This is a genomic window from Pseudomonas sp. OG7 (assembly GCF_014192825.1).
Taxonomy (GTDB): Bacteria; Pseudomonadota; Gammaproteobacteria; order Pseudomonadales; family Pseudomonadaceae; genus Aquipseudomonas; species Aquipseudomonas monteilii.
Map to the genome: position 1 here is coordinate 217,720 of NZ_JACHYK010000002.1, position 18,703 is coordinate 236,422.

23 protein-coding genes and 1 pseudogene are annotated in these 18,703 nt (G+C 62.5%); 15 read left to right on the plus strand and 9 right to left on the minus strand.

All coding sequences use genetic code 11. The features are described from left to right. Positions 1-256 precede the first annotated feature (256 nt). The 4 genes and pseudogenes from FHW75_RS05490 (at position 257) to FHW75_RS05505 (ending at position 3,001) form a co-directional block, all read left to right on the plus strand. Complete coding sequence (locus FHW75_RS05490; RefSeq protein ID WP_016714206.1) at positions 257-1,510, plus strand: zinc-dependent alcohol dehydrogenase; 1,254 nt, start codon at positions 257-259, stop codon at positions 1,508-1,510. Further along, a pseudogene (locus FHW75_RS05495) lies at positions 1,507-1,854 on the plus strand (short-chain dehydrogenase); the annotation flags it as partial. The gene FHW75_RS05490 and the pseudogene FHW75_RS05495, both read left to right, overlap by 4 nt. A gap of 355 nt (positions 1,855-2,209) precedes the next feature. Next, positions 2,210-2,674 carry a hemerythrin domain-containing protein gene (locus FHW75_RS05500; protein ID WP_025753093.1) on the plus strand — a complete coding sequence of 155 codons (465 nt, stop codon included), beginning with the start codon at positions 2,210-2,212 and terminating at the stop codon, positions 2,672-2,674. Positions 2,675-2,752: 78 nt separating this feature from the next. Then, a complete protein-coding gene (locus tag FHW75_RS05505; protein ID WP_080578119.1) occupies positions 2,753-3,001 on the plus strand; it encodes a hypothetical protein in 249 nt (82 codons plus the stop codon). 45 nt (positions 3,002-3,046) lie between these two features. Here FHW75_RS05505 and xth read toward each other — a convergent pair whose 3' ends face one another. Continuing rightward, positions 3,047-3,844: an exodeoxyribonuclease III gene (gene xth, locus FHW75_RS05510; protein WP_016714209.1), complete on the minus strand. Its 798-nt coding sequence runs from the start codon at positions 3,842-3,844 to the stop codon at positions 3,047-3,049. Further along, positions 3,841-4,083: a hypothetical protein gene (locus FHW75_RS05515; RefSeq protein WP_016714210.1), complete on the minus strand. Its 243-nt coding sequence runs from the start codon at positions 4,081-4,083 to the stop codon at positions 3,841-3,843. Before FHW75_RS05515 ends, xth begins: the two co-directional genes overlap by 4 nt. Positions 4,084-4,249: 166 nt before the next feature. Between FHW75_RS05515 and FHW75_RS05520 the strand changes: the two genes are divergently transcribed. Further along, entirely contained in the window at positions 4,250-4,789 is a 540-nt protein-coding gene (locus tag FHW75_RS05520) for a type 1 glutamine amidotransferase domain-containing protein (protein WP_019098239.1), read from the plus strand. A gap of 150 nt (positions 4,790-4,939) precedes the next feature. Here the strand turns inward: FHW75_RS05520 and FHW75_RS05525 are convergent, their stop codons facing one another. Both FHW75_RS05525 and FHW75_RS05530 read right to left on the minus strand, forming a co-directional pair. Further along, the gene (locus FHW75_RS05525) at positions 4,940-5,104 is read right to left on the minus strand and encodes a DUF6021 family protein (RefSeq protein ID WP_219857509.1); all 165 of its coding nucleotides are present in this window, start codon (positions 5,102-5,104) and stop codon (positions 4,940-4,942) included. A gap of 82 nt (positions 5,105-5,186) precedes the next feature. Next, a complete protein-coding gene (locus FHW75_RS05530) occupies positions 5,187-5,567 on the minus strand; it encodes a low affinity iron permease family protein (protein ID WP_019098237.1) in 381 nt (126 codons plus the stop codon). Between the two features lie 165 nt (positions 5,568-5,732). On the opposite strand from FHW75_RS05530, the gene FHW75_RS05535 reads away from it, so the two are divergent. The 5 genes from FHW75_RS05535 to FHW75_RS05555 are packed head-to-tail and all read left to right on the plus strand — an operon-like array spanning position 5,733 to position 10,037. Further along, positions 5,733-6,653 carry a DUF72 domain-containing protein gene (locus FHW75_RS05535; RefSeq protein ID WP_019098236.1) on the plus strand — a complete coding sequence of 307 codons (921 nt, stop codon included), beginning with the start codon at positions 5,733-5,735 and terminating at the stop codon, positions 6,651-6,653. After that, entirely contained in the window at positions 6,650-7,423 is a 774-nt protein-coding gene (locus FHW75_RS05540) for an endonuclease/exonuclease/phosphatase family protein (RefSeq protein WP_019098235.1), read from the plus strand. Before FHW75_RS05535 ends, FHW75_RS05540 begins: the two co-directional genes overlap by 4 nt. Next, positions 7,420-8,622 carry a cardiolipin synthase ClsB gene (gene clsB / locus FHW75_RS05545; RefSeq protein WP_019098234.1) on the plus strand — a complete coding sequence of 401 codons (1,203 nt, stop codon included), beginning with the start codon at positions 7,420-7,422 and terminating at the stop codon, positions 8,620-8,622. The genes FHW75_RS05540 and clsB overlap by 4 nt, the downstream gene beginning before the upstream one ends. After that, positions 8,622-9,581 carry a lysylphosphatidylglycerol synthase domain-containing protein gene (locus FHW75_RS05550; RefSeq protein WP_016714217.1) on the plus strand — a complete coding sequence of 320 codons (960 nt, stop codon included), beginning with the start codon at positions 8,622-8,624 and terminating at the stop codon, positions 9,579-9,581. The genes clsB and FHW75_RS05550 overlap by 1 nt, the downstream gene beginning before the upstream one ends. A gap of 27 nt (positions 9,582-9,608) precedes the next feature. Further along, entirely contained in the window at positions 9,609-10,037 is a 429-nt protein-coding gene (locus tag FHW75_RS05555) for a hypothetical protein (protein WP_183673290.1), read from the plus strand. Between the two features lie 97 nt (positions 10,038-10,134). Here the strand turns inward: FHW75_RS05555 and FHW75_RS05560 are convergent, their stop codons facing one another. Together FHW75_RS05560 and FHW75_RS05565 are read right to left on the minus strand one after the other, a co-directional pair. Then, positions 10,135-10,365 (minus strand): metallothionein, encoded by a 231-nt coding sequence (locus FHW75_RS05560; RefSeq protein ID WP_019098231.1) that lies wholly within the window; start codon positions 10,363-10,365, stop codon positions 10,135-10,137. Next, entirely contained in the window at positions 10,362-10,823 is a 462-nt protein-coding gene (locus FHW75_RS05565; RefSeq protein ID WP_183673292.1) for a phosphotransferase system, HPr-related protein, read from the minus strand. Before FHW75_RS05565 ends, FHW75_RS05560 begins: the two co-directional genes overlap by 4 nt. 153 nt (positions 10,824-10,976) lie before the next feature. Here FHW75_RS05565 and ligD point away from each other — a divergent pair, with 153 nt between their 5' ends. Genes ligD through FHW75_RS05590 form a run of 5 tightly spaced genes read left to right on the plus strand, consistent with a single transcriptional unit; the run spans position 10,977 to position 16,489 of the window. Then, positions 10,977-13,445, plus strand: coding sequence for a DNA ligase D (gene ligD, locus FHW75_RS05570; RefSeq protein ID WP_183673294.1), 2,469 nt, complete (start codon positions 10,977-10,979; stop codon positions 13,443-13,445). Beyond that, positions 13,442-14,467 carry an acyl-CoA dehydrogenase gene (locus tag FHW75_RS05575; RefSeq protein WP_084297107.1) on the plus strand — a complete coding sequence of 342 codons (1,026 nt, stop codon included), beginning with the start codon at positions 13,442-13,444 and terminating at the stop codon, positions 14,465-14,467. The genes ligD and FHW75_RS05575 overlap by 4 nt, the downstream gene beginning before the upstream one ends. Beyond that, on the plus strand, positions 14,464-15,234 hold the full coding sequence (locus tag FHW75_RS05580) for a PIG-L deacetylase family protein (protein ID WP_025753110.1): 771 nt from the start codon (positions 14,464-14,466) through the stop codon (positions 15,232-15,234). The genes FHW75_RS05575 and FHW75_RS05580 overlap by 4 nt, the downstream gene beginning before the upstream one ends. Next, complete coding sequence (locus tag FHW75_RS05585; RefSeq protein ID WP_183673296.1) at positions 15,231-15,830, plus strand: bifunctional 2-polyprenyl-6-hydroxyphenol methylase/3-demethylubiquinol 3-O-methyltransferase UbiG; 600 nt, start codon at positions 15,231-15,233, stop codon at positions 15,828-15,830. Before FHW75_RS05580 ends, FHW75_RS05585 begins: the two co-directional genes overlap by 4 nt. After that, positions 15,827-16,489, plus strand: coding sequence for a glycosyltransferase family 2 protein (locus FHW75_RS05590; protein ID WP_019098225.1), 663 nt, complete (start codon positions 15,827-15,829; stop codon positions 16,487-16,489). Before FHW75_RS05585 ends, FHW75_RS05590 begins: the two co-directional genes overlap by 4 nt. Position 16,490: 1 nt before the next feature. Here FHW75_RS05590 and FHW75_RS05595 read toward each other — a convergent pair whose 3' ends face one another. The 3 genes from FHW75_RS05595 to FHW75_RS05600 all read right to left on the minus strand — a co-directional run bounded on the left by FHW75_RS05595 (position 16,491) and on the right by FHW75_RS05600 (position 18,701). Next, positions 16,491-17,327: a Ku protein gene (locus FHW75_RS05595; protein ID WP_019098224.1), complete on the minus strand. Its 837-nt coding sequence runs from the start codon at positions 17,325-17,327 to the stop codon at positions 16,491-16,493. Positions 17,328-17,336: 9 nt separating this feature from the next. Then, entirely contained in the window at positions 17,337-17,474 is a 138-nt protein-coding gene (locus tag FHW75_RS26975; RefSeq protein WP_280516791.1) for a PSPA7_2676 family Cys-rich small protein, read from the minus strand. Positions 17,475-17,594: 120 nt separating this feature from the next. Next, positions 17,595-18,701: a carboxylate-amine ligase gene (locus FHW75_RS05600; protein WP_025753114.1), complete on the minus strand. Its 1,107-nt coding sequence runs from the start codon at positions 18,699-18,701 to the stop codon at positions 17,595-17,597. Positions 18,702-18,703 lie beyond the last annotated feature (2 nt).

The window sequence follows — 18,703 nt, forward strand, 5'->3', positions numbered from 1 at the left end:
AGCGTAAATCGCCCGTGTGTCCGTTAGATGACCGACATAACGGTGGCAATGTTCAAGTTAAATCCCGATAAACGCCTGCGTGGCGCCGGTTCGGGACAACCCGGGCCGGACTTCTCTAGCGGTTCTGTCGTCCCGCGTTGTTTTCGGGTACGCAGCAAACCAGTACCGCCTGACGTGTTGGTCTGAACTTTACTGTCCGCCGTGGCTTCCCCTGCATACCGATAACGGAAATACGCGGCTGCAGGAGCTGACTTTCATGAGAGCACTGACTTACCACGGAGCAAACGACGTCAGGGTCGACAACGTTCCTGATCCCATCATCGAGCAAGACGACGACATCATCCTCAGGGTCACCGCCACAGCCATTTGCGGCTCCGACCTACACCTCTACCGAGGCAAAATTCCTGAAACCGAAGCTGGCGATATCTTCGGCCATGAATTCATGGGCATCGTAGAGGACACTGGAAATGCAGTCACCAATCTCCAGGTCGGCGACCGCGTAGTGATTCCTTTCGTAATCGCTTGCGGCAGTTGCTTCTTCTGCCAGCACGACCTGTTTGCTGCCTGCGAAACCACCAACACGGGGCGGGGCGCGATCATCAACAAGAAGCGCATTCCCCCGGGCGCAGCGCTGTTCGGATACAGCCATCTCTATGGCGGTATCCCAGGCGGCCAAGCGGACTACGTCAGGGTGCCCAAGGGCAACATTGGCCCGTTCAAAGTGCCCACCGAGCTGGCCGATGACAAGGTACTGTTTCTCTCTGACATCCTGCCGACCGCTTGGCAGGCCGTCATCAATGCCGAAATAGGCCAAGGGTCGTCGGTGGCGATCTACGGCGCCGGGCCGGTGGGTTTGCTGAGCGCCGCCTGTGCGCGAATGCTCGGCGCTCAGACCATCTTCATGGTCGATGACAACGATTACCGCTTGGTCTACGCCCGCGAAGCTTACGGGGTCATACCGATCAATTTCGAGCAGGACGACGATCCAGCCGACAGCATCATCCGGCAGACGCCAGGCATGCGCGGAGTCGATGCGGTGATCGACGCGGTCGGTTTCGAGGCCAAGGGCAGCACTGCCGAAACGGTAATGACGGCCCTGAAGATTGAAGGCAGCAGTGGCAAAGCATTGCGCCAGAGCATTGCTGCCGTGCGGCGTGGCGGCGTCGTGAGTGTGCCCGGTGTGTACGCGGGCTTCATTCACGGGTTCATGTTCGGCGACGCGTTCGACAAGGGCCTTACCTTCAAGATGGGCCAGACCCATGTTCAGAAATACCTACCTGAACTGCTGGAACACATCGAAGCAGGACGTCTACAACCGGAATTGATCGTCACTCACCGCCTGGCCCTCGAAGAAGCAGCCATGGGCTACAAGATGTTCGATCAGAAGCAGGAAAACTGCCGCAAGGTCATCCTCGTGCCAGGCGCTGCACCCGGCACTCAGGGCCCACTTCCGACGAATACAGCAAAGGCTGACAGTTCTGAGCGCCACTTACAGGGGTTTTCAACATGATCGATCAAGCGACAGGCATGAAATCAGGCGAACGCTATCGCGTGGAAAACGTGGAGCGCGCTCATCAGTTTCCAGGCTTCTTCCAGGACGGGAAGTATTATCTCGGCCCTGAGCTTCTCACCGCCGTGGGCTGGCTTGAAGGTACCCGCTTCATCTACGACAGCCTGGATGCCGCAGGTGAACCCGTTTTTCCAAACCGGGAGGCAGGCACGGTCGAAGGGCTGACGTTGACTCTGGTCGATGGCACCACGCTTGAGCTATCACGGATCGAGGCCAGTGACACCATTGTCCCAGTTGCCCCCGGTGCATCGGGTACGGAACGAGAAGTGCCTGATAGTGGCGCTTGGATAAATCGCAGTCCCAAAGCCAAAGAATCATCGGGGGCCCTCTTTGAGCCTTCGAATGGCAGGAGGGGTATCGACGGAGGCTGGAGGAAGCCAAAAAACATAACGCCACTGCTGATCGGCGCAGCGGCGCTGGGAATCCTTGTGGGTTTCACACTCACACATTCACGACGCAGGGATAGCTAGAGGAGGTCTGCGTACCGAGGAATGAGCGTGGTCTCATTGCGAGGTCACGTTCGCTTCTTCGGCGAGCGCGCCTGAGGGGGATGCCAGCCATCTTAAGCATTGAACCGTTTCTTTCTGCGTGTACTCCACCACGAGCAGGTTCTTGATTTAATCCGTGACGAGGAACGCCATGAACGCTATCGACTTACTGATCCAGGACCACAAGCTCGTGAAGAAGCTGCTCGAAGAGCTGTCGACCACTACCGAGCGCGCAGTGAAGAAACGGGCCGAGTTACTCCACAGGATCGAGCAAGAGTTGCAGATCCACACCGCGCTCGAGGAAGAAATACTCTACCCGGCCATCAAGCAAGCGGGTGGCAAGGAAGAAGCGAAGATGTACTACGAGGCCAAGGAAGAACACCGCACTGTCGACGCCCTCGTCTTACCCGACCTCCTGCATACCGACACAGGTACCGTCGAATTCGCGGGGCGGGTCAAGGTCATGAAAGAGTTGCTGGAGCATCACATCGAGGAAGAGGAAGGCGAGCTCTTCCCTACCGCGAAGAAGCTGCTCAGCAAGGACACCCTCGAGGAGCTTGGGCAAACCATGGAAATGCAGAAAAAGATGCTCAAGAGCGAGCAGCGAGCAGCTTAGTCAAGCGATCACCTGCCAGCGCTCAGGCCGCTGGCAGGTAATCAGCTTCACATACCCCACCATCAGTCGGAAGGTGTCATGGATTATTGGATTGGGTTACTTGAATGGCCTGCGATGTTGATGACCGTGCTGGCAGCGTGGTGCATCGGTTCGCGCCGTCCGGGGCGGAGGAAGGCAGGTTTCTGCTGCTTTATTGCAAGCAACGTATTGTGGGCCGTGTGGGGCTGGCAAGCAGAAGCGTGGGCATTGATCATCCTTCAATTCTGTCTCTGCGCCATGAATCTGCGAGGGTGGCGAAAAAATACACAACTGGAAGCGACGGCGTGACCACACTTATGCTATGGGCAGGGATAAGCGGAAGGTCGTGCCCCTCTAGCATTGCTTTCGACGCCCGCTCAACTGGATCCAGACCGGCGCATGATCACTGGCCTTGGCTTCGTTGCGCACCCAGGCATCCACGCCCGCCCGCTTCAAGTAAGGGCTGAGACTGGGGTTGAGCAGCAGATGATCAATGCGCAGCCCGGCATTGCGCGCCCAATGATTGCGAAAATAGTCCCAGAATGTGTAGATGCGCTGCTCGGGATACAGGTGACGCACAGCATCGACCCAGCCCTGCGCCAGCAATTGTTCGAAACACGCCCGCGATTCAGGTTGCAGCAGCGCGTCCTTGAGCCATGAGCGCGGGTTATAGATGTCCAGATCGGTGGGCACCACATTGAAATCGCCCGCCAACACCGCAGGATGGTGGCTGCCCTGCAGTGTTTGGGCATGCTTGATCAGGCACTGGAACCAGCGCAGTTTGTAATCGAACTTGGGGCCGGGTTGCGGGTTGCCATTGGGCAGGTAAAGGCAGCTCACCAGTACACCGTGCACCGCAGCTTCCAGATAGCGGCTCTGCTCATCGTCCTGCATGCCGGGCAGCCCGCGCCGTACCTCCAGCGGCTCACTATCGCGCGCCAGGATCGCCACGCCATTCCAGGAGGGTTGCCCCTGATACAGGCAGCCATAACCTGCCGCTTCGATGGCTTGGCGAGGAAATTGCTGATCGGCCGCCTTTAGTTCCTGCAAACACGCAATGTCCGGCTGCTCCCGCTCCAGCCAGGCCAACAGCGCGGGCAGGCGGCTGCGGATGCCATTGATATTGAAGGTGGCGATCTTCAGCGCTTTCATGCGTCAGGGTCACTCACGTGAGCCTGCACGGCATCTTCCAGTGCCCGAATATGTGCCTCGTCGGCCAGTGCCTTCAGCGCCAACCAGTCATCCCAGTCAATGGCACCATCGTCCCGCAGCGCCTCGGCGGTGCGAACCAGTTCATGGTAGTAGGCGTCCGGCGATTCGCGCCGGTAGCTGATGTCGTCGTACTGCGCGTACCAGGCTTCAAGTTCAGGAATGCTGCGTTCGATGCTCATGACGGCCGCCTCGTTCTATCTCTGCTAGTGAGAGCTCAAGCCCCGCGCAATGTTCAACTGCAACGGTCAGCCGGTCAGCCTCCCTACCGCTGAAGCAGTGCATTGGAACTTCGCACCCCTTCCGAGACGTCCCACATTCACACATGACGAAAACGGAGATTGAACGATGACTGCAAAACTGAGTGGCAAGCGCGTAGCCTTTCTGGTCACCGATGGCTTCGAGCAAGTGGAGTTGACCGGACCTCGTGAAGCCTTGCAGGAAACTGGGGCCGTGATCGATATACTGAGTGACAAGGAAGGCACTGTCCGCGGCTGGAACCATGACAAGCCGGCCGACGAGTTTGCGGTGGACGCGACGTTCGACAGCGCCCACCTCGACCTCTACGATGCCATCGTGCTACCGGGTGGGGTACAGAATTCCGACACCATCCGGCTGATACCGGGCGCCCAGAAACTGGTCAAAAGCCACAACTCGGCCAGCAAGCCGCTGGCGGTAATCTGCCACGGCGCCTGGCTGCTGGTATCGAGTGGACTGGCCAAGGGGAAACGGATGACCAGTTACAAGACGTTGCAGGATGACATTCGCAATGCAGGTGGCCACTGGGTAGATGAAGAGGTAGTGGTGGACGGCAACCTGATCACCAGCCGCAAGCCGGATGATATCCCCGCCTTCAGCGAGCAACTGATCAAAGCCCTTGCTGGCTAGCTGCCTGACCCGTGAACTGGCAAACACCTGGTTTGCCAGTTCAACAAACCAGCGCCGTTTGCGCCGGCATGGCAGGCATGTCGAGCTGTGGAAGACGCGCCGGGCAACAGATGGATGCGTGCGGCAGGCCTTCGTCCACGGTAGTCAGGCTTACGCTTTCTTTTCCACGTCTCTGGGTGGTTTCGCGGGGCCTTGGGGGTCCACTTGAGGGTCGTCCAGATCCGGAGAGTCCGGGTCGAAACCCAAGTCCTGATCAGTTGTTGCATGATCGGAAGAATGGGGGCCTTTCTGCTGCTGATCGTCGGGTTTGTTCATCAACTGGTCTCCGAAGTGTGAGTTTTTCACCGTCATGGTCTTGCCCCTTTCTGAACAACGCCATGGCGTGTGCTTGAACGCGTCAATGAGAGTCCTCCCAGTCTGGCCCCGCTTCGTCGTGCTCCCCCAGTTGCTGGTATCGCTTTCGAAGCGCATGGAGTTCAGCTGGCCCCATGTCTTCAAGGTCGAGCAACGCCTTGTGCGCCCGTTGGGTAGTGCGCAACAGTTCGTCAAGTTTGATGTGCAATTCGTCGCTCTCACGGTTTTGGGTGTTCTGGATCAGGAACACCATCAGGAACGTGATGATCGTAGTCGACGTATTGATGACCAACTGCCACGTGTCGTTGAAATGAAACAAGGGCCCGCTTACACCCCAGGCAATGATCAGCATCAAGGCAATAATGAAGGTCAACGGCCGCCCGCTATGGTTGGCTAGCCATTGTGCAAACCGATCAAACTTCATGGCTGAGCCTCCTTCATGGTGTACCTCAGTGAAACCCACGCATCCGGTGGAGGATTGCAATACCGGTAAAGTTCCCTTTTTGCATGGCCATCCACTCGTCAATCCCACTGAACAATCCGGTCCCGGTACCTGTCGCTACTGTTACGTACAGGAGCGCAGGGACTTATGGTGAGCGAGATTCGCATCGGAATTTCCGGTTGGCGCTATGGCCCATGGCGCAAGGACTTCTACCCCGAGGGGCTGCGCCAGGACGACGAGCTGGCGTTTGCCTCGCGGGCAGTCAACAGCATCGAAATCAACGGTTCGTTCTACGCACTGCAAACGCCCGAGCGCTATGGCAAGTGGCGTGACGAGACACCGGAGGGGTTCGTATTCTCGGTCAAGGCGCCGCGCTACATCACCCACGTACGCAGGCTCCGCGAAATCGACGAGGCGCTTGCCAACTTCTTCGCATCGGGCCCCTTGCTGCTGGGTGACAAGCTGGGCCCCTTCCTGTGGCAGTTTCCCCCGAACCTGAAATTCGACGCGCAGCGCTTCAGCGACTTTCTGGCCAAGCTGCCACGCGACCGCAAAGCCGCCCGCAGCCTTGCGCGCCACGCCACCGAACGCCTGCAAGGCAACGGCGGCACTGCCGTGCCGGGTAATGCGCGCCTTCGCCACGCCGTGGAAATCCGCCACCCCAGCTTCCTCTGCGACACCTTCATCAACCTGCTACGCAGGCACAAGGTTGCCCTGGTGGTCGCCGACAGCGCGGGCAAATGGCCCTATGTCGAAGAGCTCACGGCCGATTTCGTGTACCTGCGCCTGCATGGCGATGTCGAACTGTACAGCAGCGGCTACACGGCCAGGGCGCTGCGCCGCTGGCGCCTGCGCATCCAGGCCTGGGCGGCGGGCAGCCAGCCTGAGGATGCTCAGCGTGTGGTGCGCCGCGCCCCGGCAAAACGCACTTCCCGTGATGTCTACTGCTACTTCGACAACGACCAGAAAGTCCACGCCCCCTACGATGCCCGCCGCCTGCTGGACAAGCTAGGCCTTGACGGCGAGCTGGTGACCGAACCAGGCGTCGAGCCGCAGGAGCCGCTATGAACCCGACACTGCCCGCCCCCCGCTGCATCATCGACAAGGTGACCGCCGTACATCACCTGACGGTACTGACCCTCAACGTGCACAAAGGCTTCACCCTGTTCAACCGCCGCTTCATTTTGCCGGAGCTGCGCGAGGCGGTACGCTCGACCGGCGCCGACCTGGTGTTTCTTCAGGAGGTGCATGGCAGTCATCAACACCATGCCGAGCGCCATCCCAAGTGGCCACAGACACCTCAGTACGAATTCCTCGCCGACAGCATGTGGCCGCAATTCGCCTATGGCCGCAATGCGGTCTACCCCCATGGCGACCATGGCAACGCCCTGCTGTCCAAGTTCCCCATCCGTGCCCATGACAACCTGGATGTTTCGGTCCATGGCAACGAAGAACGGGGCCTGCTGCATTGCCAGCTGGAAGTGCCGGGCCATGAACAGGTGCACACAGTCTGCGTACACCTGGGCCTGCGTGAAGCGCATCGTCAGCGTCAGGTCGGCCTGCTCCTGGCATTGCTGGACAGCCTGCCGCCGGATGAGCCGGTCATCGTCGCCGGCGACTTCAACGACTGGCGCCTGAAAGCAGATGCGAGGCTGTCGGGCCACCTGGCGGAGGCTTTCGGCAAACCGGCGCGCAGCTTTCCCGCGCGCTTGCCAATGCTGCGGCTGGACCGCATCTACCTGCGTAACGCACAAGCTTGCGAAGCACGGGTGTTGTCCAGATACCCGTGGTCCCACCTCTCCGATCATGCCCCGCTGGTGGCGCAGGTGACACTATGAAGCTGCCTTGGTGCGACGGCAACCGCGTCGAGTTGCTGATAAACGGCGAGCAGTATTACCCCCGCGTATTCGAGGCCATGGCCCAGGCACGCGAGGAAATCCTCCTGGAAACCTTCATCATCTACGATGACAAAGTCGGCCAACCCTTGCGCCACGCCCTGATCGATGCCGCGCGGCGCGGGGTGCGGGTCGAGGTGGCGGTGGACGGCTACGGCACCGCCGACCTGCCTGACGATTTCATCTCGTCGATGACCGAGGCCGGGGTGCGTTTCCATTCGTTCGATCCGCAACCACGGCTGGTAGGCATGCGCACCAACCTGTTTCGCCGCTTGCACCGCAAGATCCTGGTGATCGACGGGCAACGCGCCTTCATCGGCGGCATCAATTACAGTGCCGACCACCTGGGTGACTTCGGCCCACAGGCCAAGCAGGACTATGCCGTGGAGGTCGTCGGCCCGGTGGTGGCCCAGGTGCATGCTTCTTCCTGCCGCATGCTCGCACCGGTGCTGGATGCCTCCAGCAGGGTTCAGGCGGGCGGCATCGCTTCAGGCCCGGCCAGCGCCGTGCTGGTGGAGCGCGACAACCAGCGCCATCGCAACGATATCGAAGCCTGCTACCTGCAGGCTTTCCGTGAAGCAAGGCATCGTATCGTCGTAGCCAACGCCTACTTCTTCCCGGGCTACCGCTTGCTGCGCGAACTGCGCAACGCCGCCAGGCGCGGGGTCGAGGTGACGCTGATCCTCCAGGGGCAACCGGACATGCGCTGGGTGCGTGCGCTCTCGCGGCTGCTCTACAACTACCTGTTGCGCGACGACGTGCGCATCCATGAGTACTGCCAGCGGCCGCTTCATGGCAAGGTTGCGTTGGTGGACAACGACTGGACCACCGTGGGCTCAAGCAACCTCGACCCACTGAGTCTGTCGTTCAACCTTGAGGCCAACCTGCTGATTCAAGACCCCGCGTTCAACGAACAACTGTACCAGCACTTGACCGAACTGAGCCGGGAGCACTGCAAGACCGTGACACTGGAGCGCATGGTGCGCGGCTACTGGTGGCGTGCCCCGCTGATCTTTCTGGGCTTCCACATCACGCGCTATTTCCCGCGGATCGCCGGCTGGTTTCCGGCACACCGGCAGCGCCTGCAGTCGCTGCAAGCCGACGGCGAGGCCCCCGCCGACTACCACGGGGGCAAGACCTGATGGCCACTTCACGCTGGAAGACCTGGGGCAAACGCTTGCTGACCGTGCTGTTCCTGGTATTGATACCCGCGCTGCTGTTCACCCTGGCGCGTAACCTGGACTGGAACGAAGTCCGCCAGTCGCTGCTGGCGTACCGGCCCTCGACCCTGGCCTTGGGGTTACTGCTGGCCCTTTGCAGCTACCTGGTATTCGCCAGTTACGACCTGCTCGCCCGCGCCTACACCGGCCACCGCCTGCCGGCCCGGCAGGTGCTGCCGGTAGCGTTCGTCTGCTATGCATTCAACCTTAACTTCACCACCTGGGTCGGTGGCGTTGCCCTGCGTTATCGCCTGTACAGCCGGCTGGGCCTGGATACCCCAACCATCACCCGCATCCTCACCTTGGGGCTGTTGACCAACTGGATGGGCTACCTGCTGCTGGCCGGCACGGTATTCGCCCTGGGCTTTGTCAAACTGCCGGAAAGCTGGGCGGTGGGTGCCAGCGGCCTGCGCCTGATCGGCGTATTGATGGTGGCGGTAGCGTTGGCTTACCTGTGCGCCTGTGCCTTCGCCACGCGGCGCACCTGGGCGCTGCGCGGGCACGAAGTCACCCTGCCGAGCCTGCGTATGGCGCTCTGCCAAGTGGCACTGGGCGCTAGCAACTGGGCGCTGATGGCAGCGCTTATTGACCTGCTGTTGCCGCCCGAGCTGTTCTATCCCTCGGTGCTGGGTGTGTTGCTGATCAGTTGCGTGGCCGGGGTGGTCGCTCACATTCCCGCCGGGCTCGGCGTACTGGAAGCCGTATTCCTGGCGCTGCTCCATGGCCAACTAGGGCAAGGCACCCTGGTTGCCGCACTGCTCGGCTATCGGACGTTGTACTACCTGATCCCGCTGCTATTGGCGGTGGTGACCTACCTGATCCTCGAAAAGCGTGCCAAGGCCTTGCGCAGGCAGGCCGGGGCAGCCCTCGACAAGCGCTGACGGGCCCTGGTGCCCGGGAGGTATATCATGCGATTCGCTCTGTATATGGCAATGCTGGGCACCCTTGGCAGCGGGCAGGTGTTGGCCGAAGGTTGCGACGTGGTCACCCGCTCATCCAGCGAGGCGGTCAAACCGTTGCAGCAACACACCTGTTACAGCTACAGCAACACGCCCGCTGAGGCGATTGCCTGGTCGTGCAGCAACGAAAGCAAGCAGATGTTGAACAGCGAGAAGCGTCGGGTGGAGCGTTGCCCCGACGGCAGCGTTGGCAGCTGTATCGCGCCACTGACGCAGGAGACACTGGCCAACCCCGATGCCGCTGGACGGGATGAACCTGCCACCCGCCCTGCACTACCCAAGGATGCGCGGATCATCACTTACTACTACCACACCCCTAGCCTGGGCCAGGCACGCAGCGATTGCGAGCGCAACAACGGTGTCTGGCAGACCCATTGAGGGCGTAACCCAAACCAGATGCGTGACGGGTGAGGTTCCACATGATCTAAATGACGTCCTGTCGCTCTCCCGTCTCACATCTGTAAGCCACTGGGCCTCATGGCGAAATCGGATCGCTCGCCGGGAATGTTTCATCCAATGCATTATCGACATTGGACTCTTTCGACTCAGCCAACTCACCACACTTGCAGTCGCTCATACGACAGGGCTCGCCGTTACGATGGCCCGTCGCACAGGCTTCGCAGCAGTAGGCCTTGCCATCCTGGACCACAGCATTGGCATCCACGGTGCAAGAACAATGGGTGCAGGAACAGCGTTGCTCGTTCATCTCGGCTCTCTCCCTTCGTCATCGGGTACCACGTCATCGGTCCACGGCTCGCCGTCCAGCGGCGCCGAGCGGGCCAGTTCGGCCTCGTCCAGGCCGAAACCGCCACCGATCTCGCGGGCCTCCACCTGGCGCAAGGCCTTGTCCGCCGGGCCGCCACTGCCAGGCTCATCCGGATCGCGGGCACCGGTCTCATCGAACAACGTATCCGGGCTCAGGTCATCGAGGGTGACATTGTCCTCGTGCAGGGTGTCGCTCAACGCCTCGCCGCCGGTCATGCCGCTTTCGGCGACACGCCGGGGCGGGTAATCCTCGGCAAGCTCCCGCGCCGGACGCTCGTCGCCGACACGCCCCTGGCGCTCATCACGGCGCTCGCTGAAATCCAGCTCGTGGACGCTGCCCATGCGGTCCTCGATGTCGTCGATCTCAATGGGCGGTCTTGGGTCATTGGGTGTGGACATGAACGGTCTCCGTTAGTGGGCTTCACTCGGTCGACCCTCCCCAGCGGCAAATGATTCAGAGTTTCTGCCAGCCCCGTCCCGCGTTTTTTTTGAACTCCTCGCTGCGCCGCCACCTCCCAATCCTGAGACCCGCAAACCCTTCCGGAGCCCGTCATGGCCAAGCCCCTGCAGGAGTACCAGCGCAAGCGCGACTTCAATGCCAAGCCCGAGCCGGCTGGCAAACGCGCCCGCCCCCGCTCGGCCCATGCGCTGCAGTACTGCATCCAGAAGCACGATGCCAGCCACCTGCATTACGATTTTCGCCTGGAGCTCGACGGCACCCTCAAGAGCTGGGCCATCCCCAAGGGCCCCTCGCTGGATCCCAAGGTCCGGCGCCTGGCAGTGCATGTGGAGGATCATCCGCTGGACTACGCCAACTTCGAAGGCCGCATCCCTGAAGGCCACTACGGCGCCGGCGATGTGATCGTCTGGGATCGGGGTGTCTGGGAGCCCGAGGGCGATCCACGCGAAGCCTATGCAAAGGGCAAGCTGCGCTTTCGCCTGCAGGGCGAGAAGCTGTCGGGGGTCTGGAACCTGTTCCGCACTCACCTGGCAGGCAAGAAAGAGCAGTGGATGCTGGTCAAGTCCCATGACGGGCAGGCGCGCAGTGAAACGGACTACAAGATTGTCGAGGCCCTGCCGGACAGCGTGCTGAGCGAACGTACCCTGCCCCCGCGCAGCCCGGGCAAGGCGACCACCGTCAGGCACAAGCGGAAAACCGCCCCCAAAGCCCTGCCGGATGCGCTCCAGCCGCAACTGGCCACGTTGGTCGCTTCCCCGCCAAGCGGCGATTGGCGCTACGAAGTCAAGTTCGACGGCTACCGCATCCTGGCGCGTATCGACGGTGACGATATACGCCTGTTTACCCGTAATGGCCACGACTGGAGTGCGAAGATGCCCCGGCAGGTCGAGGCGCTCAAGGCCCTGGGGCTCGACTCGGCATGGCTGGACGGCGAGATGGTAGTGGTCGACGACAACGGCGTGACCGACTTCCAGGCCTTGCAGAATGCCTTCGACACCGAGCATGACGAGCGCATCACCTACTACCTGTTCGACCTGCCCTGGCTGGGCGGTGAGGACCTGCGAGCACTGCCGCTGCAACAGCGCCGTGCAACCCTCGCCCGGTTGCTGGAAGGCCATGCGTCGCAGGTAATCAGGTATTCCGCCGATTTTAAGGAGCCCGTCGCGTCATTGCTCGACAGCGCCTGCCGGCTGGAACTCGAAGGTTTGATCGGTAAACGTGCCGACAGCCCCTACGTTGGCCGGCGCAGTAGCGACTGGGTCAAGCTCAAGTGCAAGCAGCGTCAGGAATTCGTGATCGTCGGCTACACCGACCCCAAAGGCAGCCGCAGCGGCTTCGGCGCCCTGCTGCTCGCCCTTCACGACCACGGCAGCGGCCCGTTGCGCTATGCCGGCAAGGTCGGCACCGGTTTCAGCGCGGCCACCCTGGATAGCATTCACGCCCGCCTCAAGCCGTTGCAGACAGACAAATCGCCTTTGCCCAAACCACCCACCGGTGCCGAAGCCCGCGGCGTGCATTGGCTCAAGCCACAGCTACTGGCAGAAGTCGCCTATGCCCAGATGACCCGCGAAGGCATCGTTCGCCACTCGGTGTTCCACGGCCTGCGTGACGACAAACCTGCCACCGCCATCGACTTGGAGCGAGCAATGCCCACCAAGCGCGCAGTACAGACAGAACCCGAGAACCTGGGCACCCTGCGCCTGACCCACCCCGACCGCGTGGTAGACGCAACCACGGGTGCCACCAAGCGCGAGGTCGCCCAGTACTACGCTCAGGTCGCCGACTGGCTGCTGCCACAGCTCAAGGACCGGCCTGTAGCCCTTGTGCGGGCACCGGATGGTCTGGACGGCGAGCTGTTCTTCCAGAAAAACGCCGGCCAGCTGAATATTCCCAACGTGCTCAGCTACAACAAGGCCCAGACCGGCCAGGCAGCCATGGTGCTCAACCGCGCCGACAGCCTGATGGGCGCGGTGCAGATGAACACGCTTGAACTGCACACCTGGAATGCCACCACCAAGGATTTCGATAAACCCGACCGCTTTGTCCTCGACCTGGACCCTGACCCGGCGCTGCCCTGGAAAGCCATGCTCGAGGCCACCCAGCTGACCCTTACCCTGCTCGACGAACTAGGCCTGAAGGTATTTCTGAAGACCAGCGGCGGCAAGGGCATGCACCTCGTCGTACCGTTGACCCGACGCGCTGGCTGGGACGAGGTGAAAGACTTCAGCCATGCCTTGGTCAACCACATGGCCGGGCTGTTCCCTGACCGTCTCAGCGCCGTGTCCGGGCCGAAGAACCGGGTCGGGCGGATCTTCATCGACTACCTGCGTAACGGCAAGGGTGCCACCACCGCCGCCGCCTACTCGCTGCGGGCCCGCGAGGGCCTGCCGGTGTCGGTACCGATCTGGCGTGAGGAACTGAACCAGCTCAAGGGTGCCAACCAGTGGAACATCGGCAACCTTCACACGCGGCTCTCACAGGTCGAAGACCCATGGGCCGAAATGGGCAAGACCCGCCAGTCGATCACGTTGCGTATGCGCAAGCAGTTGGGTATTGCATGATGGAACTGACCCACTTCGATTCGTTGTTACACCGCTTTGCTCATCGTTCGCAGACTATCGAACGCGACGCTTCGCCAATAGAACTGATGCAGGCCCTGCAGGCCGAACGGCTCGACGTGCTCCCGTTACCCGGCCAGGGTTGCACGCTTGAACGCTGGCGCGCCCTGGCGCGGGTCGCCGGTTGCGACCTAAGCTTGGCCAAACTTTATGAAGGCCATACCGACGCCCTGGCAATCCTCGCCGAATGCGGTGCCGCCCAGCATGCCTCCAACGGCATTTGGGGCGTGTGGGCCGCCGAGCCGCCGGATGCCCGGGCATACATCGTCGAGCGGGACGGTGAACGCGTACGCCTGCAAGGCCGCAAGGCTTGGTGTTCGGGCGCGTTGCAGATCGACCGTGCCCTGCTGACTGCCTGGGAAGACGACCAGCCTCAGTTGGTGGCCATCGAATTGCCCCATCCCAGCCAGCGCATCCTGGCCGAGCATTGGCAGGCCGTAGGCATGGCCGCCACCAGCAGCGTTGTGATCGAATTCGAGGGCTCGCCAGGGCTGGCCATCGGTTCGCCAGGCCAGTACCTATCACGTCCTGGCTTCTGGCAAGGCGGCGCGGGTATCGCCGCTTGCTGGTATGGCGCCGCCGAGGCCCTGGCCGGCTACCTTCACGAACAGTGCCGCAAACCCCGGCGCGACCCGCATGCCGATGCGCATCTGGGCGCAGTCGATGCAGCCTTGTACGGTGCCCGCGCAGCCTTGCACGAATGCGCCACGTGGATCGACCTCCACCCTCAGAACGACGCCAGCTTCCAGGTGCGGCGCACCCGCGCCCAGGTCGAGCAGGCGGTCGAGCAGGTCATTCAGCATGCCGGCCGGGCGCTCGGTGCCACGCCGTTCTGTTGCAGCAGCCATTTCGCCCGGCTCAGTGCCGACCTGCCGGTATACATACGCCAGAGCCACGCCGAACGCGACCTGGCCGAGTTGGGCCGGCAACTGACCGGCATGCCGGCGGGAGCATGGCAACTATGAGCCAGAACTTGATACGGGCTGCGCAAGGCACACCATGGAGCGCCTGGCAGCATTCTGCTCAGTTGGCCCGCGCCAGCTGGACGCTGCCCGAGCAGTTGTGCCCACCTGGAAGGCGCCTGGTACTGCTGGCTCCGCACCCGGACGACGAAATCCTCATGGCCGGCGGGCTGCTGGCCAGCTTCAAGGGACGAGAACAGGACGTGCTGCTTGTTTCTGCCACCAATGGCGAGGGCAGCCACCCGCATTCCTCACAATGGCCAGAGCGCCGCCTGCGCCATCAGCGCCCACTGGAAAGCCGTCATGCCCTGCAATTGCTTGGGTTGGATCTCACCCGCCTCGACTGGCGACGACTCAACCTCAAGGATGGCGCGCTGCCCCACGATGAAGCCTTCCTGGTCAACCACCTGAACCAGTTGCTCAAACCTGGCGACCTGCTGCTGACCACTTGGCGCGGCGACGGCCATTGCGACCACGAAGCAGCAGGTCGCGCCTGTGCCCAGGCGGCCCAGGCCAGGCGTGTACAACTCGCAGAGGCCCCGGTCTGGGCCTGGCACTGGGCAAGCCCCGATGACCCGCGCCTGCCCTGGCCCCGGGCTCACCGCCTGCAGCTGTGCGATGAGCATCTGGCGCTCAAGCGCCAAGCCCTTGCCGCCCATGCCAGCCAGTTGCAGCCCGATGGTGATCGCCCCCCGGTTGTGCCAGAACAGCTGCAGGCTTGTCTGTTGCAACCATTCGAGCTGATCTTTCTGTCAACGGAGGCAACATGAGCCTGGACGCACAGTACTTCGCCGACTTGTACGCCGGCAGCGATGACCCCTGGGCCTTTCGTACCCGTTGGTACGAGCGGCGCAAGCGCGAGCTGACCCTGGCCAGCCTGCCGCGCCAATGCTATGAGCGCGTATTCGAGCCGGCCTGCGCCAACGGCGAGCTGAGCATCCTGCTGGCCGAACGCTGCGCCAGCCTGTCGTGCCAGGACATCGACGCGACAGCCGTGGCCCTGGCCCGTCAGCGGCTTGCAGGTGTGAGCCACGCCCATGTCGAACAGGGCCACCTGCCGGGCGACTGGCCGGGCGGTCAGTTTGACCTGATCGTGCTCAGTGAGATCGGCTACTACCTGGACCCCACCGACTGGTTGCAGGTGATCGAGCAGTCGGTGGCCAGCCTGGCGTATGACGGTGATTTGCTGGCCTGCCACTGGCGCCATCCCATCGCCGGTTGCCCGCAGGATGGCCGCGAGGTGCATGCCCTGCTCGCCCGGCATCTGCCACTTTATCCACTGCTGCGCCACGAGGAGGCAGACTTCCTGCTCGAATATTGGTCGTGTCAGCCCAGCGTGGTGGACCTTGACGAGACCTGCCCATGATCGCCGTCATCATCCCCGCCCACAACGAAGCCCGTCGCCTCGGGCACTGCCTGGCCGCCGTCAAGCTGGCTGTGGCGCAAGCCAAAGCGGCGGGCTTGGCAGTGGAGGTCTTGGTGGTGCTCGACCGCTGTGTCGACGCCAGCGCGCGCATCGCCCGCCGCCATGGCGTGCATACCCTGGAACTGGAGGCCGGCAACGTCGGCATCGCCCGGCGCCTGGGCGCAGCGTGGATGATCGAGCGCGGCGCCCAGTGGCTGGCCTTCACCGACGCCGACAGTCGCGTGCCCAGGCATTGGCTGGTGTCACAGCTGCAATGGCACGCGGACGCGGTGTGCGGCACGGTGCACATCGAACGCTGGCAGCCGTGGCAGAACGCAGCGTTACGCCAGTTGTATCGCAGCCATTATCAGGCCCGTGAAGGGCATCGGCATATCCATGGCGCCAACCTCGGCGTATGCGCCAAGGCCTACGAGCGTGTGGGCGGCTTCCAGCCGTTGCCGGCGCATGAAGATGTGCAACTGGTCCTGGCCCTTGAAGCCAGCGGCGCACAGATCGTCTGGACCGCGGCGCACAGCGTGGCCACCAGCAGCCGGGTGGACAGCCGCGCGCGGCAGGGCTTCGGGGATTATCTCTCCGGGCTGGAGGGGCAGCTACCGTAGCTCAAGAGGCCTTGCGTGGCCGCTTGGCCACCGGTTTCTTTGTCTTGGTCTTGCCACCGAGGCTGCGTTTGAGCAGTTCGGTGAGGTCGATGATGTCGGCGCCCTTCTCCGCCGCCGCGCCTTCGCCTTTGTCCACGGTCTCGATCTTGCCTTTGCTGGCCTTCTCCTCCACCAAATCGAGGATGGTCTGGCGAAACGCATCATGGTACTCATCGGGCGTCCATTGCCCGCTCATGTCCTCCACCAGGCGCCGCGCCATCTCCAGCTCACGCTTGTCGACCTTGCTCTCGGTCACGCTCTTGTCCAGTTCCAGCGTCTCCAGCCCGCGCACCTCTTCCGGCCAGCGCAGAGTGATCAATACCAGTGCATCTTCCAGCGGACGCAGCAGGGCCAGGTGCTGGCGGGTGTGCAACACCACGGTGGCCAAGGCCACCTTGCCGGTGCTGTGCAGGGTCTCGCGCAGCAAGGCATAGACCTTGCCGCCACGACGGTCGGGGCTCAGGTAGTAGGGGGTGTCAAACTGTTGCAGCGGAATGTCGCCGGCATCGACGAACGAGAAGATGTCGATGGTCTGGGTCGCCTCGGGCCTGGCCTTGCGGATTTCTTCCTCGCTGATCACCACGTAGCGGCCCTTTTCGTACTCCACCCCTTTGACGATGTGCTCCTTGTCGATGTCCTTGCCGGTCACCTTGTTCACCCGCTTGTAGCCAACCGGCTCCATGCTGCGCTTGTCCAGCCAGTCGAAGTCCACACGCTCGCTGCGCACGGCGGTATTCAGCGAGACGGGGATGTGCACCAAGCCGAAGCTGATCGCGCCTTTCCAGATTGACCGGGCCATGGTCCGCTCCTACACATTTAAAGGTTGACCGGGCTGGCTGTAGCGCAACGCGCCGCAGCGTTCGCAACACTGGCAGTGAAGCCCGGCGACTTCACACACCACCAGGCTGCGCCATTGGCAGCCCCGCAGCAGACAGACGAGTTTCATCAGCCACCTCCCTGACCCTCTTGAGTATCCGGGCCCCTTTCTGAAACTGACTGCGCAGCGCCGCGAAGGTTTATCCGGATTTCCAAGTCAGGCCATCAGGGCAGCGGCTCGCCACCGGCCCTACCGATAGTCGCGCATCACCTGCCCGGTTACTGCGCGCATCGCCTGGCGGTTATCCAGGCCCTGTTCACGGGCCAGCGCGAAGGCTTGGCGCTGGCGATCGGCGCTGCTGCCCTCGCGCAGGATGTGCCGGGCCTGAATGAATGAACGCTCGGCATCGGCGGTGTCAGCCGGGCACTGCTGCTGCAACTGCATCAGCCAGCCCTCGGCGCTGACCGGCTGTTGCTCGTGGACACCGATGAAGGTGGCCAGGCGGCCCTGACGCAGGGCGCGCCAGTAGTTCTCCTGGGTGACCCAGCGCATCTCGCGGCTGGCGGGGTCATCGTGGCGGGCCAGCGCCTGCTCGACCAGGTGGCGAAACAGGCCGGCGACGGCCAGCGCATCTTCCAGCCGCGGGCAGCCATCGCAGATACGCAGCTCGACCGTCGGAAACCGCCGCGAGGGCCTGATCGCCCACCAGAAGTCACCGTCCTCGGCCAGGCTACCGGTCCGTTGCAGCAATGCCCGGTAGCGCTGGTACGCGCTCCAGTCCGGCAAAGGCTCTGGCAGGCCCATGTGCGGCCATTCCCCGCACACTGCGCGGCGGTAGCTCATGTAGCCTGTATCCTCACCGCCCCAATACGCAGACGAGGTACTGAGCGCCAACAACAAGGGCAGCCAGTACAGCACCCGATTGATCACTCGTATCCGATCAATGCCCACCGGTACGCCGACGTGCACGTGCAGACCATTCAACAGGCTGCGCCGGGCCACCAGCTGGTAATCGTCGAACAACTGGCGATAGTGCGCAGTGCCACGGGGACGCTGGCGCAGCCACCGGGCGCTGGGGTGGCTCGCCGCGCCGTACAGGCCGGCGCCCTCCTCGGCCAGCGCCTGGGCCAGGCGCTGACGCCGCTCGCCAAAGAAATCACGCGCCTGATGCAGTGCGTCGAATATGGGCGAAGCGGCCTCTATCTGGCTGTGGAACATTTCCTCGGCGAACCACGGGCCCAGTGCATCCCGACAACAGCGGGCCACGGCGGCTGACGGAGCAGCCATGACCTGCCCGGTGGCCAGCTTCACCAGCAGGTATTCTTCCTCGATGCCAAACGTACATTGCCGCGCCACGA

Coding starts and splice junctions, on each gene's coding strand:
- FHW75_RS05575 (WP_084297107.1), top strand. CDS start 13,442: ATGATGGAACTGACCCACTTCGATTCGTTGTTACACCGCTTTGCTCAT.
- FHW75_RS05505 (WP_080578119.1), top strand. CDS start 2,753: ATGGATTATTGGATTGGGTTACTTGAATGGCCTGCGATGTTGATGACC.
- FHW75_RS05595 (WP_019098224.1), bottom strand. CDS start 17,327: ATGGCCCGGTCAATCTGGAAAGGCGCGATCAGCTTCGGCTTGGTGCAC.
- FHW75_RS05500 (WP_025753093.1), top strand. CDS start 2,210: ATGAACGCTATCGACTTACTGATCCAGGACCACAAGCTCGTGAAGAAG.
- FHW75_RS05535 (WP_019098236.1), top strand. CDS start 5,733: ATGGTGAGCGAGATTCGCATCGGAATTTCCGGTTGGCGCTATGGCCCA.
- FHW75_RS05590 (WP_019098225.1), top strand. CDS start 15,827: ATGATCGCCGTCATCATCCCCGCCCACAACGAAGCCCGTCGCCTCGGG.
- FHW75_RS05585 (WP_183673296.1), top strand. CDS start 15,231: ATGAGCCTGGACGCACAGTACTTCGCCGACTTGTACGCCGGCAGCGAT.
- FHW75_RS05520 (WP_019098239.1), top strand. CDS start 4,250: ATGACTGCAAAACTGAGTGGCAAGCGCGTAGCCTTTCTGGTCACCGAT.
- FHW75_RS05555 (WP_183673290.1), top strand. CDS start 9,609: ATGCGATTCGCTCTGTATATGGCAATGCTGGGCACCCTTGGCAGCGGG.
- FHW75_RS05540 (WP_019098235.1), top strand. CDS start 6,650: ATGAACCCGACACTGCCCGCCCCCCGCTGCATCATCGACAAGGTGACC.
- xth (WP_016714209.1), bottom strand. CDS start 3,844: ATGAAAGCGCTGAAGATCGCCACCTTCAATATCAATGGCATCCGCAGC.
- FHW75_RS05515 (WP_016714210.1), bottom strand. CDS start 4,083: ATGAGCATCGAACGCAGCATTCCTGAACTTGAAGCCTGGTACGCGCAG.
- FHW75_RS05530 (WP_019098237.1), bottom strand. CDS start 5,567: ATGAAGTTTGATCGGTTTGCACAATGGCTAGCCAACCATAGCGGGCGG.
- FHW75_RS05550 (WP_016714217.1), top strand. CDS start 8,622: ATGGCCACTTCACGCTGGAAGACCTGGGGCAAACGCTTGCTGACCGTG.
- FHW75_RS05490 (WP_016714206.1), top strand. CDS start 257: ATGAGAGCACTGACTTACCACGGAGCAAACGACGTCAGGGTCGACAAC.
- FHW75_RS05560 (WP_019098231.1), bottom strand. CDS start 10,365: ATGAACGAGCAACGCTGTTCCTGCACCCATTGTTCTTGCACCGTGGAT.
- FHW75_RS05525 (WP_219857509.1), bottom strand. CDS start 5,104: ATGAACAAACCCGACGATCAGCAGCAGAAAGGCCCCCATTCTTCCGAT.
- clsB (WP_019098234.1), top strand. CDS start 7,420: ATGAAGCTGCCTTGGTGCGACGGCAACCGCGTCGAGTTGCTGATAAAC.
- FHW75_RS05580 (WP_025753110.1), top strand. CDS start 14,464: ATGAGCCAGAACTTGATACGGGCTGCGCAAGGCACACCATGGAGCGCC.
- ligD (WP_183673294.1), top strand. CDS start 10,977: ATGGCCAAGCCCCTGCAGGAGTACCAGCGCAAGCGCGACTTCAATGCC.
- FHW75_RS26975 (WP_280516791.1), bottom strand. CDS start 17,474: ATGAAACTCGTCTGTCTGCTGCGGGGCTGCCAATGGCGCAGCCTGGTG.
- FHW75_RS05565 (WP_183673292.1), bottom strand. CDS start 10,823: ATGTCCACACCCAATGACCCAAGACCGCCCATTGAGATCGACGACATC.